The 16,335-nt window shown below is 41.2% G+C and carries 16 protein-coding genes; 7 read left to right on the forward strand and 9 right to left on the reverse strand.

Going from position 1 to position 16,335, the window contains the following annotated elements; all coding sequences use genetic code 11:
* Positions 1-158: 158 nt before the first annotated feature.
* The 5 genes from GBI16_RS12835 to dnaA all read right to left on the reverse strand — a co-directional run bounded on the left by GBI16_RS12835 (position 159) and on the right by dnaA (position 6,958).
* Positions 159-527, reverse strand: coding sequence for a hypothetical protein (locus GBI16_RS12835; protein WP_151707199.1), 369 nt, complete (start codon positions 525-527; stop codon positions 159-161).
* Between the two features lie 170 nt (positions 528-697).
* Entirely contained in the window at positions 698-3,169 is a 2,472-nt protein-coding gene (gyrB, locus tag GBI16_RS12840; RefSeq protein ID WP_110975416.1) for a DNA topoisomerase (ATP-hydrolyzing) subunit B, read from the reverse strand.
* Between the two features lie 52 nt (positions 3,170-3,221).
* Positions 3,222-4,304, reverse strand: a complete 1,083-nt coding sequence (gene recF / locus GBI16_RS12845) for a DNA replication/repair protein RecF (RefSeq protein ID WP_086210884.1) — start codon at positions 4,302-4,304, stop codon at positions 3,222-3,224.
* Positions 4,305-4,319: 15 nt separating this feature from the next.
* Positions 4,320-5,468, reverse strand: a complete 1,149-nt coding sequence (dnaN, locus tag GBI16_RS12850) for a DNA polymerase III subunit beta (RefSeq protein WP_110975414.1) — start codon at positions 5,466-5,468, stop codon at positions 4,320-4,322.
* A 110-nt stretch (positions 5,469-5,578) separates the two neighbouring features.
* A complete protein-coding gene (dnaA, locus tag GBI16_RS12855) occupies positions 5,579-6,958 on the reverse strand; it encodes a chromosomal replication initiator protein DnaA (protein ID WP_086210882.1) in 1,380 nt (459 codons plus the stop codon).
* 662 nt (positions 6,959-7,620) lie between these two features.
* On the opposite strand from dnaA, the gene rpmH reads away from it, so the two are divergent.
* The 5 genes from rpmH (at position 7,621) to mnmE (ending at position 11,733) form a co-directional block, all read left to right on the forward strand.
* Positions 7,621-7,755 (forward strand): 50S ribosomal protein L34, encoded by a 135-nt coding sequence (gene rpmH, locus GBI16_RS12860; RefSeq protein WP_000831329.1) that lies wholly within the window; start codon positions 7,621-7,623, stop codon positions 7,753-7,755.
* 34 nt (positions 7,756-7,789) lie between these two features.
* Positions 7,790-8,179 carry a ribonuclease P protein component gene (gene rnpA, locus GBI16_RS12865; protein ID WP_086210881.1) on the forward strand — a complete coding sequence of 130 codons (390 nt, stop codon included), beginning with the start codon at positions 7,790-7,792 and terminating at the stop codon, positions 8,177-8,179.
* A 9-nt stretch (positions 8,180-8,188) separates the two neighbouring features.
* A complete protein-coding gene (gene yidD, locus GBI16_RS12870; RefSeq protein WP_086210880.1) occupies positions 8,189-8,509 on the forward strand; it encodes a membrane protein insertion efficiency factor YidD in 321 nt (106 codons plus the stop codon).
* Between the two features lie 5 nt (positions 8,510-8,514).
* Positions 8,515-10,278, forward strand: a complete 1,764-nt coding sequence (gene yidC / locus GBI16_RS12875; RefSeq protein WP_119065033.1) for a membrane protein insertase YidC — start codon at positions 8,515-8,517, stop codon at positions 10,276-10,278.
* Positions 10,279-10,377: 99 nt separating this feature from the next.
* Positions 10,378-11,733, forward strand: coding sequence for a tRNA uridine-5-carboxymethylaminomethyl(34) synthesis GTPase MnmE (gene mnmE / locus GBI16_RS12880; protein WP_119065032.1), 1,356 nt, complete (start codon positions 10,378-10,380; stop codon positions 11,731-11,733).
* 28 nt (positions 11,734-11,761) lie between these two features.
* Here the strand turns inward: mnmE and GBI16_RS12885 are convergent, their stop codons facing one another.
* Both GBI16_RS12885 and GBI16_RS12890 read right to left on the reverse strand, forming a co-directional pair.
* Complete coding sequence (locus GBI16_RS12885) at positions 11,762-12,925, reverse strand: MFS transporter (RefSeq protein ID WP_151707209.1); 1,164 nt, start codon at positions 12,923-12,925, stop codon at positions 11,762-11,764.
* A gap of 166 nt (positions 12,926-13,091) precedes the next feature.
* Positions 13,092-13,358 carry a metal/formaldehyde-sensitive transcriptional repressor gene (locus GBI16_RS12890; RefSeq protein WP_151707200.1) on the reverse strand — a complete coding sequence of 89 codons (267 nt, stop codon included), beginning with the start codon at positions 13,356-13,358 and terminating at the stop codon, positions 13,092-13,094.
* Between the two features lie 57 nt (positions 13,359-13,415).
* Between GBI16_RS12890 and dmeF the strand changes: the two genes are divergently transcribed.
* Positions 13,416-14,390, forward strand: a complete 975-nt coding sequence (dmeF, locus tag GBI16_RS12895) for a CDF family Co(II)/Ni(II) efflux transporter DmeF (protein WP_151707201.1) — start codon at positions 13,416-13,418, stop codon at positions 14,388-14,390.
* A 109-nt stretch (positions 14,391-14,499) separates the two neighbouring features.
* Positions 14,500-15,201 (forward strand): DsbC family protein, encoded by a 702-nt coding sequence (locus GBI16_RS12900; RefSeq protein WP_086210900.1) that lies wholly within the window; start codon positions 14,500-14,502, stop codon positions 15,199-15,201.
* Positions 15,202-15,251: 50 nt separating this feature from the next.
* Here GBI16_RS12900 and GBI16_RS12905 read toward each other — a convergent pair whose 3' ends face one another.
* Positions 15,252-15,503 (reverse strand): GlsB/YeaQ/YmgE family stress response membrane protein, encoded by a 252-nt coding sequence (locus GBI16_RS12905; RefSeq protein ID WP_086210876.1) that lies wholly within the window; start codon positions 15,501-15,503, stop codon positions 15,252-15,254.
* 171 nt (positions 15,504-15,674) lie between these two features.
* The gene (gene hpt / locus GBI16_RS12910; protein ID WP_086210955.1) at positions 15,675-16,202 is read right to left on the reverse strand and encodes a hypoxanthine phosphoribosyltransferase; all 528 of its coding nucleotides are present in this window, start codon (positions 16,200-16,202) and stop codon (positions 15,675-15,677) included.
* Positions 16,203-16,335: the final 133 nt, after the last annotated feature.

The raw sequence follows: 16,335 nt of genomic DNA on the forward strand, positions 1-16,335 counted from the left end.
ACTTTTAAATTTAGATTCTTCAGATCACATCCATTGTGGATAAAATTATACGTATTTTGACACCGAATATAAAGCGTATTTATATTTTATCCACAGCTTGGTGATGCTTATTTATTCGATTATTTTAGCTAAAGTTAACCCTTTTTAGCCGTTTTTCTTTAATTTAAAATGGCTCTTTTCGCCTTTAAAAAACGTAATTCTTGTATTTTCCAACCCCGATCGAAGATCCATGTTTCTTGGATTTGTTGGCGATTTTCAACCAAACCAATCAAAACCTGACAGCGTGTTTGGTCTCGGTTAAACTCAAATTCTTCAAATTCGACATCAGGTTTTTGAGGTTTCCAAACCCCATTTTTCACCGCATGTGCGATCTTTTCATAGCGTGTATAGTTGCTTTCTACACGATCGGCTTGCTCATAGACCACTTTAAAATGCTCATCTTCATATTGAGCTAAAACTTCATAATTACCGGTAAAAAATGCATTCACCCAAATGTCGCGTACTTGTTCTAGTTGGTTATCCATCATAATGACCTCACATTTTGCACTGTGCAAAAAGACTTGATACTTACATCATGACATCGCTATAAGTCAGTTTAATAACATTGCACATTGCTTATATTTTATTCAAAAGCATAAAAAATGCTGTAAAAAAAGCACTCTAACGAGTGCTTTTTTCTATGTATTTTGTAAAGCGTTTAAGCATCAATATCCGCATTCAGTGCATTCTCTTCAATAAATGCACGACGTGGTTCCACGTCATCACCCATCAAACAAGAGAACATACGATCAGCCTCAATCGCATCCTCAATCGTCACTTGCAGCATGTTGCGGTTTTCAGGATCCATTGTTGTTTCCCAAAGCTGATCCGCATTCATCTCACCCAAGCCTTTATAACGCTGAATCATCATACCGCGACGTGAATCAGACAAAATATGCTGCCAAACTTGATGGAAGTTGGTGACTGCAATTTTACGATCACCTTTTTGCAGGTAAGCACCGTCTTCAAGCAGCGTGAACCAGCTCTTAGAGTTTTTCAGCAAGCGTGCATATTCACCTGAACCCAATAAACCCGCATCTAGTAAATAACTATGCGGTAAATTGTGTACATAAATCGTGATACGAGGCAAATAAGTCTCGATCTTTTGACCATCTGCCAGCTCTTTTTCAAACGTTTCTAAGCTCAGCTCAGGACGCAAGCTTGGCTGAATTTCTGCCACAGCGCTACGCACTTGCTCAGCCCACTGCTCGACATAAGCTCGGTCATGATTGTGATCAAGCTTAAAGCCTTCCACAGAAATCAACGCATCTAGAACACTGGCAGGATAACGAACTGTTAGACGCTGCAAGCTCTTCTGAGACGTTTGATAATCTGCAATCACATTCGCCAAAGCTTCACCACGGATTGCAGGTGCAGCTTCACTAACGTGTAATTCAAGCTCATCAATTGCGTTTGAAATTAAATAGGTTTCAAGCGCATCATTATCTTTAATATATTGCTCTTGTTTGCCTTTTTTCAGCTTATATAACGGTGGCTGTGCAATATAGATATAACCACGTTCTACCAGCTCTGGCATTTGACGGAAGAAGAAAGTCAACAATAAGGTACGAATGTGCGAACCATCCACGTCAGCATCGGTCATGATGATGATTTTGTGATAACGCAATTTGTCCGGATTGTACTCTTCACGACCAATACCACAACCTAATGCCGTAATCAGCGTGCCCACTTCTTGAGATGAAATCATCTTGTCAAAACGCGCACGTTCCACGTTTAGGATTTTACCTTTCAACGGTAAAATCGCTTGCATCTTACGGTTACGACCTTGTTTCGCACTACCACCCGCAGAGTCACCCTCGACCAGATACAATTCAGACAATGCAGGATCTTTCTCTTGGCAATCCGCCAATTTACCAGGTAAACCAGCAATATCTAAAGCACTTTTACGACGCGTCATTTCACGCGCTTTACGCGCCGCATCACGGGCACGAGCTGCATCAATAATTTTACCTGCAATGGCTTTTGCCGCTTGTGGGTTTTCAAGCAAATATTCAGAGAATGATTTATTCATTGCCTGTTCAACCGCCGGTTTCACTTCACTTGAAACCAACTTTTCTTTGGTTTGTGAAGAGAACTTCGGATCAGGAACTTTCACTGAAACAATCGCAGTTAAACCTTCACGAGCATCATCCCCTGAAACGGCTACTTTCTCTTTTTTGAGTAAGTTTTCATTTTCCATGTAGCTGTTTAAGCCACGGGTTAAGGCTGCACGGAAACCTGCTAAATGCGTTCCGCCATCTTTTTGTGGAATGTTGTTGGTGAAGCAACGGACATTTTCTTGATAAGTATCATTCCACTGCAATGCCACTTCGACCCCAATGCCATTTTCCGCCTGTACGGTAAAATGAAAAATGTCATTTAGATGTGTTTTGCCTTGGTTAATATATTTCACAAACTCAGACAGACCGCCTTCGTAGTCAAACACATGTTCCGCATGGATACGCTCATCGCGCAAAACGATGCGCACGCCTGCGTTCAAGAAAGACAATTCACGTAAACGGCGTGCCAAAATATCGACATTGAAAATAGTCTGACTAAAAGTTTCAGCACTTGGCCAAAAACGTACAGTTGTTCCTGTCGTTTCGGTATCACCAATTACTGCTAAAGGATAAACAGGATCACCATGTTTGTATTCTTGTTGGTGAATATGCCCGGCACGGTGAATCGTCAATTCTAACTTACGTGACAATGCATTCACCACAGATACACCTACACCATGTAGTCCACCTGAAACCTTGTAACTATTGTCATCAAACTTACCGCCTGCGTGCAGAATAGTGAGAATAACTTCTGCTGCAGAAACCCCTTCTTCAGGGTGAATATCGGTCGGAATACCACGGCCATTGTCCGATACACTGACAGATTCATCTTCGTGAATCGTCACCAAGATTTCATCACAGTGACCTGCAAGCGCTTCGTCTATCGCATTATCCACCACCTCAAACACCATATGGTGTAAGCCTGAACCATCATCCGTATCACCAATATACATACCTGGACGTTTACGTACTGCGTCCAATCCACGTAATACTTTGATACTAGAGGAATCATAAGCTTTTTCTGTGGTTTGTTCCGTTTGAGAAGCAGCTTGTTGATCTTCTGAACTCATGGTTTCTCCCTAGCGAAAAATAGGTCTATCCCGTGATGGGTAAAATCTAAAATCATTGTGCGACAACTTGAACTTGACCATTTTCAACACAGAATAATTGATAAGAAATAGATAAATCATGTAAGTGATTTTTGACTGATTCATACTCTAAAGTGGTAATAAAAACTTGACTACCTAGTTGGCTCAATCGCTCAATTAAACGTTGTTGTGCTGTTAAATCTAATTCTGCTGTCAGATCATCTAATAATACCACAGTTTCCTTATTACAGGCATGCAGCATTGCAATCTGTGACAGTTTTAAAGCTATGATTAACAGCTTTTTTTGTCCCCGTGAAAGCACCACGTCTGCATCACCTAGGCTTGTTTTTAAACGTAAATCTGCCTTATGCGGCCCATATTCCGTATAGCGGCGGTCAAGGTCTTTTTGATGGTGACTTTGCAAGTCATGCAGTAACCCTACATCGGTGTGAAACCCTGGACTGTATTCCAAGTCAACCTGAATATGTGGCAAAAGTTGTTTTAAATCTTGCTCAAAAAAGTCCTTCCATTGCTCCACAATACTCACTCTTTGCGAATGTAGCATTTCTCCATAATCACTGAGCATTTTGTTCCACGGTTCCAAGTCGACCAAACTTAAATTTCGTCGTGTTTTAAGTAAACTGTTCCGTTGTTTTAAGGCACGCGAGTAATATTGCCATGCATGATAAAACTCTGGTTCCACGTGGAACATCAACCAATCGAGTAGCTGCCTTCTCGGCTTCGCACCATGATCAATAATATCGGTACTTTGTGGATCAATCAGTTGTAGGGGAAGAATTTTGGCTAACTGGCCTTGGGTGGCAATGTTGTCACCATTGACCTTAATCAACTGTTCACCTGACAACAGCTTTTGCATGCCAATCTTTTCTGTACTGGACTGCGCGAAAATTATGGCATCTTGGGTATCGGTTTGAATGTAGTTTTTAGGAATATGGGTACGGAAGGAGCGCCCTGTCGCCAGCAGATGGATGGCTTCCAAAATTGAGGTTTTGCCTGAACCATTTTGCCCATAAAAAACATTAAACGGTTGCAATCCATGGAGAGCAACCGTCTTTAAATTTCGAACACGTTCGATATTTAAACGCGTAATTTGCATGCGTCAACCTAAGTCTTAAACACGCATTGGCATAACAACATAAGTCTGATCTTGATGCGCAGGGTCTTGAACCAAAACCGACTGATTGGCTTCGGTCATGGTCATAGACACATCATCACCATCCAATGCACCTAATACATCCAAGATATATTGTGCATTAAAAGACATTTCCATTGGTGCATTACTATATTGAATCGCCAAGTCTTCTACGGCTTCATCTTGTTCTGGGTTATTCGCACGAAGCTGTAGCGTATCGGCATCAAAATTTAAGAACACACCACGTAGTTTTTCATTACTTAAAATCGAAACACGTTGTAAAGATTGCTTAAAGACATCATGTGCAATTAAGACATTTTTATCACCACCACGTGGAATCACACGGCGATAGTCAGGGAATTTACCATCAATCAGTTTCGTCGTGAAACGAACAGTCGTTTCACCTTGTTCTTTGTCACGACTAGCAATTGAAATGGTCACATTCAACAGCTCACGACCAATCAACAATGCCAATTGCTCATCTTCAATGCTCAATAAACGTTGTAATTCAGCTACAGCTTTACGTGGCACAATGGCTTGGATCAACTGCGTTGCATCTGAGCTGGCGACAGTTTCACACAGCGCCAAACGGTGACCATCAGTCGTGACTGCACGTAATTGATTGTTATCAATCTCAAGCAAGGTTCCCGTGAGATAAAAACGTACATCCTGCACTGCCATAGCAAAAGCAGTTTTTTCAAATAAACGCTTTAATTCACGCTGCGTCACCGCTACTTGGGTGCCTTGTGTGTTTTCTGTGCTTAAAAGCGGATAATCTTCAGCTGGTAAAGTCCCGAGAACAAAACGGCTATTGCCCGACTTTAAAATACAGCGTTGATCTTCAGTAATCTGTAAGTCAATTAAGGCTGCAGTTGGCAAAGATTTACAAATATCCATCAACTTACGTGCAGGAACAGTTGTTTCACCCGCTTGTAAACATGCCCCATCAGCAAGTGTAGTACTGGCAACCAGCTCAACCTCTAAATCAGAGCCTGTAATAGTCAAAGACTCTTGATTTACTTGAACTTTGACATTTGAAAGAATGTTTAAAGTATGGCGACGTTCAACCGCTCCTACGACATGTGATAGAACATTAAGTAAGCTTTCTTTCGCGATTTTTAAACGCACGATACATTCCTCGAAATACTGAAGATAAAAGAATAAATAAAAGTGTTTTTAGCAGTGTACTATGCGGCAGAACATGCCGCATTGCAAGAACAGAATTTGAACAACCACACTTAACTTTGTAGTAAGCGCTGTAAGTTTTTATAGTCCTCATTGAAGATCGGATCTTCATCTCTCAGACTGACCACTTTTTCACAGGCATGCATCACCGTACTATGATCACGCCCACCAAAAGCCATCCCAATTTCAGGGAAACTGTCGCCCGTTAACTCACGCGCCAAACCCATCGCCAATTGGCGTGGGCGTGCATAAATACGGGTACGTTTAGGTCCAACCAACTCTTTCAGTGGAATTCTAAAGTACTCACTCACCACACGTTGAATATTTTCAGTACTGATGGTTCGTGCACGAATCGCCAAGACGTCTTTTAAAGACTCACGCACGACATCTAAGTCAATCGCTGTGCCTTTAAAGCGCGAAATGGCCACCACTTTATTCAACGCACCTTCAAGCTCACGAACATTCGCAACGACTTGTTGTGCAATAAACAAGGCACAATTTCGCGGCAGTTCGACGTCATTGCTTTCTGCTTTTTTCAGCAAAATTTCAATTCGTGTTTCAATATCTGGTGGTTCAACCCCCACCGATAAGCCCCACGAAAAACGTGAAACCAAACGAGGGTCTAATTCAGTCAATTCTTTTGGATAGCGGTCAGAAGTCAAAATAATTTGCTTAGACTCATCTAAAAGTGCGTTAAATGTATAGAAAAACTCCACTAAACTTGCCTCTTTTCCTGCAAGTAAGTGAATATCATCGACCAATAATAGATCTAAAGATCGGCAATTTTTCTTAAATTCTTCCACTTTGCCCTGTTGCAAAGAGCTGACAAAATCCTGCACAAAACTTTCAGCCGTCATATACATGACGCGCGCATTAGGCTTGGCTTGCAATAAAGCATTACCAACCGCCTGCATTAAATGCGTTTTACCCAATCCAGTCGGACCATATAAAAATAATGGATTGTGCTGAGAAGCCCCCAACTGAGTCAAAACCTTACGACATGTTTCAGCAGCCATCTGGTTTGAACGCCCCTCAACAAAAAGTGAGAAACTAAATAAAGGGTTAAGCTGACGTTTACGATTATTTTTAGCAGGACTTTCGTCTTTTTCTTTTTTAGGGCGCTGCACAGGCGTAGGCGCTGACTCTAAAGCTGCAGTTGTGGTTGCAGGTTGTTCAGCCGCAGATAAAATCGCCCCAGGTCTTGAATCGACTAGAATTTCAACCTTACGCACACGTCCTTCAGAGAGTTGTTCAACTAAAATAGTAATCAACTCAAGATGGTGTTCTTGAATGTAACGTGTCCAATAGGGATTCGGCGCATACAGACGTAATGTGTCATTTAACTCTTCTGCAACTAAAGGGCGTATCCACATCGTAAAGACATTCCCAGATAGCTCTTGTCGCAAGCGAGTTAAGCAGTCCGTCCAAAGCATGTGAAACCCCTATTCATTCCATCGATAATTAATAAAAACACGAAGCACCCACCGAAGCGGGTCGCCATTCTAACCAAGTTATCCACATCTGTCATGGGAAATTCTGTCGATATTGCTCAAAAAGACTACTTATGAAAACAAATTTAAATTCAAATGCTATTGTGGATAAGTTTATCCTCAAGCTGTGGATAGAATATAGCACAAAGTTATCCACAAACTATTATTTTTATAAAAACAACTTTATCCACACCATATAATTATGTTTTTTAAATAGAAAAGTGCAATTTCCACAGAAAAATACAACCCTAATAGTAATAAATTTAAATTTATAAATTTGAATTTATTTATAAGAGCGCTGTTTTTTTGGGGATAACTTCGCTTGAGATATGAATTTAAATTTAAAACATTGCAATGTAATTGAATTTAAACAACTGTGGATAATTATGTGAATAATCTTGCTGATAACTTATATCACTTTAATAAACAATAATCTAGCTTGTGTATAATGAAAAAACGCTGTGTATAAGAGATTTGAGCTTTTATTGCAGGGATACATTAAAAACAAGTTAATTTTGCAAGAAAATCTGTTTTTCATTGACAGCTCAAGCAATGAACACTAAAATCGCGAACCTTCATTGAATGATCATTTTTGGAGTTTCGATATGAAACGTACATTCCAACCATCTGAATTAAAGCGTAAGCGCGTTCATGGTTTCCGTGCTCGTATGGCTACTAAAGCTGGTCGCCAAGTATTAGCTCGTCGTCGTGCAAAAGGTCGTCACAGCTTAACTGTTTAATCAATAGTTAACGCTTAAAGCGATTTTGGGTGTTATGACTACACTTTATGGCTTCAGCACAGAGGTTCGTATTCGCTGTGCTGCCGATTATAAAAGTGTCTTCGATGGTGCGCTTTTTAAAGTGCATCAACCCCATTTCTTATTTCTAGCAAAACTGACCGAACAACCTCATAGTCGTTTGGGTATTGTTGTTGCTAAAAAGAAAGTGCGTCGTGCACACGAAAGAAATAGAGTAAAACGTTTGGCTCGCGAAAGCTTTCGCTTGCATCAACAGCAATTAACTTTAGATATTGTGGTTATGCCTAAAATGGGGATAGAAACAGTGCCTAATGCAGAGTTGCACCAGCAATTACAATTTGCTTGGCAAAAATTACAACGTCTTGCCAAAAAGCATCAAAAAATAGCTCCCTCCCTGCAAAAGTAGAGATGGCCAATGGTCCGGTTACTGCATTGGTTAATTCGATTTTATCAAATTGCGATTAGTCCTTTACTTGGACCGCGTTGTCGTTATATCCCTACATGTTCTCAATATTCATTGGAAGCAGTCCATACACATGGTGCTGTGCGTGGTGTGTGGTTGGCTACTAAACGTATTTGCCGTTGTCATCCTTGGGGTGGATCGGGGTATGACCCTGTTCCAGCTAAAAGGATTCGTTTTATCTCTTTTCAGCAAATAGATTCTCAAAAGCGTCTGCTTGCTGTACCCTTTCGTGATTGTTTCTTGAACCAAAATCACTCTAACCACTTGGGGTAATAGATATGCAACAATGGGCCAGGTTTGCCATTCTCGGGGCCATGTTTGTTGTCGCTTATTTGCTTATTTTGGCTTGGCAAAAAGATTATGGACATGCGGCAACTCAGCAACAGCCTCAACAGGCTGCTGTAGTTTCGCATGAAGTATCTGCAGATTTGCCAAATGCTCAAACGGCTTCAGCAGCGTCTGATATGCCACAAGCAAATATCGCGACTCAGCAACCAGTTACAGAAGCTAAAGCATCTGTAAATCAACAGCTTATTTCAGTACAAACTGACCTTTATCACCTTTGGATTAACCCTAAAGGTGGTGATATTGTTCGTATTGAATTGTTAAACCATGACAAGAGCAAAGACAGCAATGAAGCATTTGTCATGCTGGAAAGTGATGCGAAACGTACTTATGTGGCGCAGTCTGGTTTAATTGGTCTTAATGGTCCAGACAGTAATCGTAGCGGTCGCCCAATGTATGAGATTGAAAAATCTGCTTATACATTAAACGATGCCAAAGCGGTTCAAACGGAAGATGGTAAAAGCATCAAAGTGTTAACTGTACCGATGGTACTGAAAACAGCGGATGGTGTGGAAATCATTAAAACCTTTACCTTCAAGCAAGGTGACTATCCTATTGTTGTGAACCATAAAGTGGTGAACCGCAGTGGTCAAAACTGGCAGGGTCAAATGTTTGGTCAACTCAAACGTGACAACTCTGAAGATCCAGGTAAGTCAGACCAAGGTATTTTCACATTGGGCACTTTCTTAGGTGGTGCTTGGGGTTCGCCAGATGAACATTATAACAAGCTGAAATTTGCTAACTTCAATGAAGAAAAATTGAATGTTGAAGCGAAAGGTGGCTGGGTTGCTATGGTTCAGCACTATTTCGTCAGTGCTTGGATTCCAGGTGACTTAAAGCTTACGCAAGGTAACGGTCAACCGTATGTTGCAAAATTAGAATCGCGTAAGTCGACTGATGATATGAATATCATTGGTTTTACTTCACCAACAATTACTGTGCCTGCAGGAACAGTGGCTGAGATTGATGCGACTTTCTATTCAGGCCCTAAAGTTCAATCTGAGCTAAAAGAATTAGCAACAGGTTTGAACCAAACTGTTGATTATGGTTGGTTATGGCCAATTGCGAAATTGTTGTTCTTGGGTCTTGAGTTCTTCCACGGTTTAGTGGGTAACTGGGGCTGGGCAATTATTCTGTTAACGGTCTTGGTGAAACTGATTCTGTGGCCATTGTCGTCTAAGAGCTATCGCTCAATGGCGAAAATGCGTGTTATTGCACCTGAAATGCAACGTATGAAAGAAGAGTTCGGTGAAGACCGTATGCGCTTCTCTCAAGAAATGATGGCACTGTATAAACGAGAACAAGTCAATCCGCTTGCTGGTTGTTTGCCATTGTTATTACAAATGCCAATCTTCCTTGCATTGTACTGGGTATTGATGGAGTCTGTTGAACTTCGTCATGCACCATGGTTACTTTGGATTCAAGATTTGTCAGCAATGGATCCGTGGTTTATTTTACCGCTGTTGATGGGCGCAACCATGTTCATTCAGCAGTCTTTAAATCCACAGCCTGCAGACCCGATGCAAGCCAAAGTATTCCGCATCATGCCGATTGTTTTTACAGTCTTTATGCTGTTCTTCCCTTCGGGCTTGGTGTTGTACTGGATTGTCAACAACAGTATCACGATCATTCAACAAACGTTGATCAACAAATCTGTTGAAAAAGATCGCTTGAATAAGGAAAGTGCGTCGAGCTAATCGAGGCAACTTTTCGCGAAAAGCTGAATAAATCCGCTTAAGATGGTAATCTTAGGCGGATTTTTCTTTGCGCGTTTTTAAGATTTTTAGGTGAATGTTATGTACAACCGAACTACGATTGCTGCTATTGCAACACCACCTGGGCGTGGTGGTGTCGGGGTCATTCGCCTATCTGGTCCTAAATCGTACGAGATTGCACAGGCCTTGACTCAAAAGGACTTACCGAAAGCGCGTTTTGCAGGTTTTCGCCAGTTTTATGATGCATCTGGTGAAGTGATGGATGAAGGCTTAGCGATTTGTTTTCCGAACCCGAATTCGTTCACTGGTGAAGATGTGGTTGAGTTGCAAGGGCATGGTGGCCCTGTGATTCAAAATGCTTTACTGGGACGTTTGTTGGAGCTTGGTGCAATTGCTGCAAAAGCCGGTGAGTTTTCCATGCGGGCTTTTGAAAATGGCAAACTGGATTTGGTACAGGCGGAAGCGATCGCTGACTTGATTGATGCGACATCACAAGCGGCTGCACGTTCTGCAGTACGTTCATTACAAGGCGCATTTTCAACTAAAGTAAATCGTGTGCTGGAGCAATTGATTCATCTACGTTTGCATGTGGAAGCTGCTATTGATTTTCCTGAAGAAGAAATTGATTTTCTTGCGGACGGGAAAATTTTAAATCTTTTAGATGGTGTTACGGCTGCTGTGAACCAAGTGCAACAATCGGCTCGTCAAGGACAGTTACTGCGTGAAGGTTTACAAGTAGTCATTGCAGGGAAACCGAATGCGGGTAAGTCATCACTACTCAATGCTTTAGCGGGCATTGAACGCGCCATTGTGACGGATATTGCAGGTACGACGCGGGATGTCTTACATGAAAAAATTACCCTGAATGGTTTACCTATAACACTAACCGATACCGCGGGTTTGCGTGAAACAGGTGATATTGTAGAAAAAGAAGGGATCCGCCGTGCCATTAAAGAAATTGAGCAAGCCGATCTGTTACTTTTGGTTTATGACTTAAGTCAAGGCGAAGACCCACTCAAACTGGCGCAAGCATATTTTGCTGAGCATATTGAACCGAAACGTTTAATGCTGATTGGCAATAAGTGTGATTTGATGGAAACAACATCACATATCGAAGATTTTAACGGCTTCCGTCATATTATGGTTTCGGCCAAGCAAGAAACTGGCGTTCAAGCGCTCATAGAAGCGATTACAGCGCATGCAGGCTTCCAGCCAGAAGAAGATACCTTTATTGCGCGTACACGTCATTTAGACGCAATGAAACGCACTCAGCTTTATCTTGCTGAAGCCCGTGAACAATTGGTGGTGTATAACGCAGGTGAGTTAGTCGCAGAGTCGCTCCGTTTGGCACAAAATGCCCTCGGTGAAATTACAGGGGACTTTAGTGCGGATGATTTACTTGGGAAAATTTTTGGATCGTTCTGTATTGGAAAATAACACTGCTATTGATGAAAAAACCCTCTGATTAGGGCTTTTTCATATTTAAAGTTAGAGGTGTACTGCTCTGATGTGAAAACCACAGATAAAAACACAATATACCAATAGCAATACAAAAGCTGATCACTGCGAAACTTAAGCCAAAGTGATCTGCTAGATAGCCCACAGCTACAATGGGCACAATCGTGCCCAAATAACCGATAAAAAGATAGGTTGACATTACAGCCGCTCGGTTTTCTGTGGTGGTCATGGCATAAATCAGACCAAAGGCACCAATCAAAGTTAAACCGTGCCCAATTCCCACTAAAAAATCGCTGATAAAGAAAAATATACTCAGTTGAAACAGCATACACAAAGCTAAAATGCCTAGGCTTAGGATCAAGGTGATTAAGCCATAGTTGAGACACTGATTAGCAGGTATGGCTCTGGCAAAATACTGCACCACGGCAGAGATAATCAAAATACTGGTAATGGCTGAGCCACTGACGAGTGGGCCATGCCACGGCAGAATATCACTGACAAATGACGGAGATAAAGAAGCAAATAAGCTAAATGCAGCAAAGGCACTAAATGCGGTAAATCCAACAATCAAAAACAACTGATGATATTGTATTTCTGGTCGGAGTAGTTTCGGAGCAAGACTAAAGGGCTGTACTGTAAACGTGGGAGATTGAACCCAAAATAAGCCAAAGAAACACACTACAGCACCAAGAATAACTGGGAGATAAGGGCTGACCAAAGGGTATTCTGAAAATTGAGCAATCAGGCCACCAATCAGCGGGCCTAAGCCAAAACCTACTGCGGTAATCATCGAACTCAGTTGTGGCGCAATTTGTTGATGACTTTTCGGTACGGTATACATTAGTCCCAATAAAGCTGAAGTGGTCATCAAACCAGACGCAATACCAATAATAAAGCGCCCCAAAGACAGGATTAGAGCATTAGAAGCATAGACAGAAATCACCAATCCCACGGCGATAAATACCAACCCGACTTGTAAGGTACGTAGATAGCCGATGCTATTACTGGTCCGTCCAAGAAAGAGTAATGTGGCAAGACAGCCGAACATATAAGCCACAAAAATATAGGTGATCTGACTCGGCATCAGATGCCATAAGGCTTGGTATAGGGGGTAAAGCGGACTGGCCAAAGCTGTCCCCATTGTTCCCATCATTAAAGCAAGGCTAACCATGCAAAATGGACGCCAAGATGTGGTTGTTGTCATGCAAATGCCATGAGGCTCTCTGTCAAAACAAGTGATCTGTTTAAACAGTGAGAAGAAAATGATAGAGAGCAACAGTGTATCGGCTTGAGGAAAAAATGGTCAACTAAAAACTTGAAAAAGAACGCAATAAAACTTAGCCGTAACGTTTCAGCAGTTTTAAGAACTCAGCTAACTCTTCTTCATTGACCTGTTCTGCATGTGCTAAAACATGATGGCGTAAGTGTGCTTCAACGAGTTCATTCATTAGCCCATTGACTGCACCTTTTATGGCAGCAACTTGTTGTAAAACGTCGATACAACTGGATTCTGGATGCGCAATGGAGTGCTCAACAGCGTTCACTTGCCCTTGTAAACGTTTTACGCGGTTTAAAATTTTTTTATCTTTATGCAAATGACTCAACACATTGCTCCAAAAAATAAATATACTGTATGGGAGTATATTGGTGAATGATTTTAAATGCAAAATAGCCCATCACGTCAGCACACGCATCATTTTGATGAAGGTAATCCACTGGCCCAAAAACGGATATTAATCGCGACCATTTTAACGGCAGTCATGATGTTATTAGAAGTGATTGGTGGATGGATTTTCCAATCAATGGCTTTACTGGCAGATGGTTGGCATATGAGTTCGCATATGCTGGCACTGGGTTTGGCGTATTTTGCCTATCGTGCTGCACGGCATTATGCCCATGATCAACGCTTTAGTTTCGGCACATGGAAAATTGAAATCCTTGCTGGTTATAGTAGTGCAATTTTGTTGATGGTAGTGGCGGGTTTTATGGCTTTTCATTCAGTTGAACGCCTATTTTCTCCTGTACAAATTCATTATAACGAAGCAATTCCAATTGCGATTTTAGGCTTATTGGTTAATTTAATCTGTGCATGGTTGCTGCACGATGGCGACCATCACCATCACCATCACCATCACCATCACCATCACGCTCATGATCATGCAGCAGAAGTACATGCCCATCATCATGATTTAAATCAGAAAGCTGCATTTATGCATGTGGTGGCAGATGCTGTGACGTCTATTTTTGCTATTATTGCTTTGATTTTTGGTAAGTATTTTGGTTGGGATTTTCTTGACGCTGCCCTTGGGATTGTGGGGTCAATATTGGTGGCAAAATGGGCATGGAGCTTAATGCAAGAAACGGGAAAAACCTTGTTAGATGCTGAAATGGACCATCATGTGGTGGAAGAAATTCGCGAGGTGGTGGCAGAACTACCACATACGACTTTGACCGATTTACATGTTTGGAAAGTAGGTAAGGGCAAGTTTTCCTGCATTTTGGCTTTAGAAACAACATCGGATTATTGTGCAGATCAGGTGCGTGAGATGCTGTCGATTCATGAGGAAATTGTTCATGTTTCAGTCGAGATCAACTCTATTTTTTTTGATGTTCCACGTGAAACTTTGGTCGGTTGATCGTTCTGTCATGTTGGGTTTCGGTAAAGCATAAGAAAAAATGATTCAATGCTTGAATAATACACTCTACACTAGCGCCGTGGTTCTCCGATTGAAAGAGCAAAAAGTGATGATAAAAAAACTGGGTTTGGCACTACTTACAAGTGCAATTGCAAGTATGAGTATGGCCAGTGTAGAAAGTGTTCAAGCCAACTTAAAAAAGAATTATCCAAATATTAATGTTCAAAATATTCAAAAAACAGAAATGTCGGGCATTTATAGCGGATCTTTAGATGGCGAAATTGTGTATTTAGGTGAAGCGGCTGAGCATGTAATTGCAGGTTCAATGGTGCGCTTAAAAGATCAGAAAAATTTAAGTGCAGCTTTATATGTGCAACAAAATTCGCTCGATTGGAATAAGCTGCCGTTAAAAGATGCCATTAAAATGGTTAAAGGCAATGGGAAACGCCAATTGGCTGTTTTTTCAGACCCGAACTGTCCTTACTGTAAGCAGTTAGAGGCTGAGTTGAATAAGCTGAATGATGTGACCATCTACACTTTTATTTACCCCATCAAGGCACAATCAGTTGCACCATCGAAGCAAGTATTTTGTGAAGCAGACCCTGCCCTTGCGTGGAAAAATTTGATTGCGAAAGGAACTCAGCCGACATCGAAAAAACCGTGTACTAATCCAATTGAACGTAACTTACAATTGGGACAGAGCTTAGGCTTACAAGGAACGCCCGTGGTTATTTTCTCAAATGGTTTTAAAGTGAATGGCGCTGTGCCTTCAACCACCATTGAAAATATGTGGCGTGAACTGGGCTTATAATAGTCCAAATATAAAAAGCACCTGCAAAGGTGCTTTTTTTAATGGATGTTTTAGGCTTTTTTAGTGACCATGTTATAGATGAATAAAATAATGATGGCCCCAATAACTGAAGCAATAAAGCCTGCTGCCGAGCCTTCACTATAGAGACCAAGTAAACGACCGCCATAGGTAGCTAAGAGTGAACCTGCAATCCCCAGTAACGTGGTAACAATGAAGCCTGCTTTATCATCACCAGGATGAATGGCACGCGCGATGAGACCTGCAATAAAACCTACGACAATAGCAACAATAAGTGACCACATGAGCCAACTCCTTTTTTATCATGTCTTTGTTTTTAAATCATGTGCAAAAATATCATCGGGTATAATGCGATTATGCAGTAGAGTGAATCTGCTAAAAACTGTATGTTTTATGTACTTATGTGATAGTGAAAATAAAAAAGTGGCTTTCGGCCACTTTTTTCTCGATAGGTCTTAAAGACCAATTTCACCAATAAAGGGCAAATGACGGTACTTTTGGTCGTAGTCTAGGCCATAACCAACGATGAATTTATCTTCAACGTCAAAACCTAAAAACTTCACATCGAGTTCAATTTCACGGCGTGAAGGCTTACTGACTAAGGTGCATAGCTCAATTGAGTTTGGAGAACGTGTTTCTAAAATTTCTAATACTTTGCTCAAAGTGTTGCCTGAGTCGATGATATCTTCAATCACTAAGACATCTTTACCGCGAATTTCACCATCTAGGTCTTTTAAAATTCTTACATCACGTGAAGATATCGTACCGCCGCCATAACTCGATACCGTCATGAAATCGAGTTCATGTGGTTTTGAAATGCTACGACATAAGTCTGCCATGAAAATGACTGAACCACGTAATAAACCAATCAGTACGAGTTCCTTATCACTGTTTGCATAATGCGCATCAATTTGTGCACCAAGCTCTTTTACTTTCGCTTGAATCTCTTCAGTAGAAATCATTACGCTCATTTGAACGGTCATGGGTAGATACCTAAAAATTAAAAAAAATCAAAAATAAAAAAGGCGTTGACCTGCAACACCTCTATATATGCATTAATTTTAATATATCTCTAAACGAGATGCACCCCCTTTTGCCCGCTGAAAATGTAATCAT

The organism is Acinetobacter sp. TUM15064, from assembly GCF_008980265.1.
GTDB lineage: Bacteria > Pseudomonadota > Gammaproteobacteria > Pseudomonadales > Moraxellaceae > Acinetobacter.

Coding starts and splice junctions, on each gene's coding strand:
- GBI16_RS12835 (WP_151707199.1), bottom strand. CDS start 527: ATGATGGATAACCAACTAGAACAAGTACGCGACATTTGGGTGAATGCA.
- gyrB (WP_110975416.1), bottom strand. CDS start 3,169: ATGAGTTCAGAAGATCAACAAGCTGCTTCTCAAACGGAACAAACCACA.
- recF (WP_086210884.1), bottom strand. CDS start 4,304: ATGCAAATTACGCGTTTAAATATCGAACGTGTTCGAAATTTAAAGACG.
- dnaA (WP_086210882.1), bottom strand. CDS start 6,958: ATGCTTTGGACGGACTGCTTAACTCGCTTGCGACAAGAGCTATCTGGG.
- rpmH (WP_000831329.1), top strand. CDS start 7,621: ATGAAACGTACATTCCAACCATCTGAATTAAAGCGTAAGCGCGTTCAT.
- rnpA (WP_086210881.1), top strand. CDS start 7,790: ATGACTACACTTTATGGCTTCAGCACAGAGGTTCGTATTCGCTGTGCT.
- yidD (WP_086210880.1), top strand. CDS start 8,189: ATGGTCCGGTTACTGCATTGGTTAATTCGATTTTATCAAATTGCGATT.
- yidC (WP_119065033.1), top strand. CDS start 8,515: ATGCAACAATGGGCCAGGTTTGCCATTCTCGGGGCCATGTTTGTTGTC.
- mnmE (WP_119065032.1), top strand. CDS start 10,378: ATGTACAACCGAACTACGATTGCTGCTATTGCAACACCACCTGGGCGT.
- GBI16_RS12885 (WP_151707209.1), bottom strand. CDS start 12,925: ATGGTTAGCCTTGCTTTAATGATGGGAACAATGGGGACAGCTTTGGCC.
- dmeF (WP_151707201.1), top strand. CDS start 13,416: ATGCAAAATAGCCCATCACGTCAGCACACGCATCATTTTGATGAAGGT.
- GBI16_RS12900 (WP_086210900.1), top strand. CDS start 14,500: ATGATAAAAAAACTGGGTTTGGCACTACTTACAAGTGCAATTGCAAGT.
- GBI16_RS12905 (WP_086210876.1), bottom strand. CDS start 15,503: ATGTGGTCACTTATTGTTGCTATTGTCGTAGGTTTTATTGCAGGTCTC.
- hpt (WP_086210955.1), bottom strand. CDS start 16,202: ATGACCGTTCAAATGAGCGTAATGATTTCTACTGAAGAGATTCAAGCG.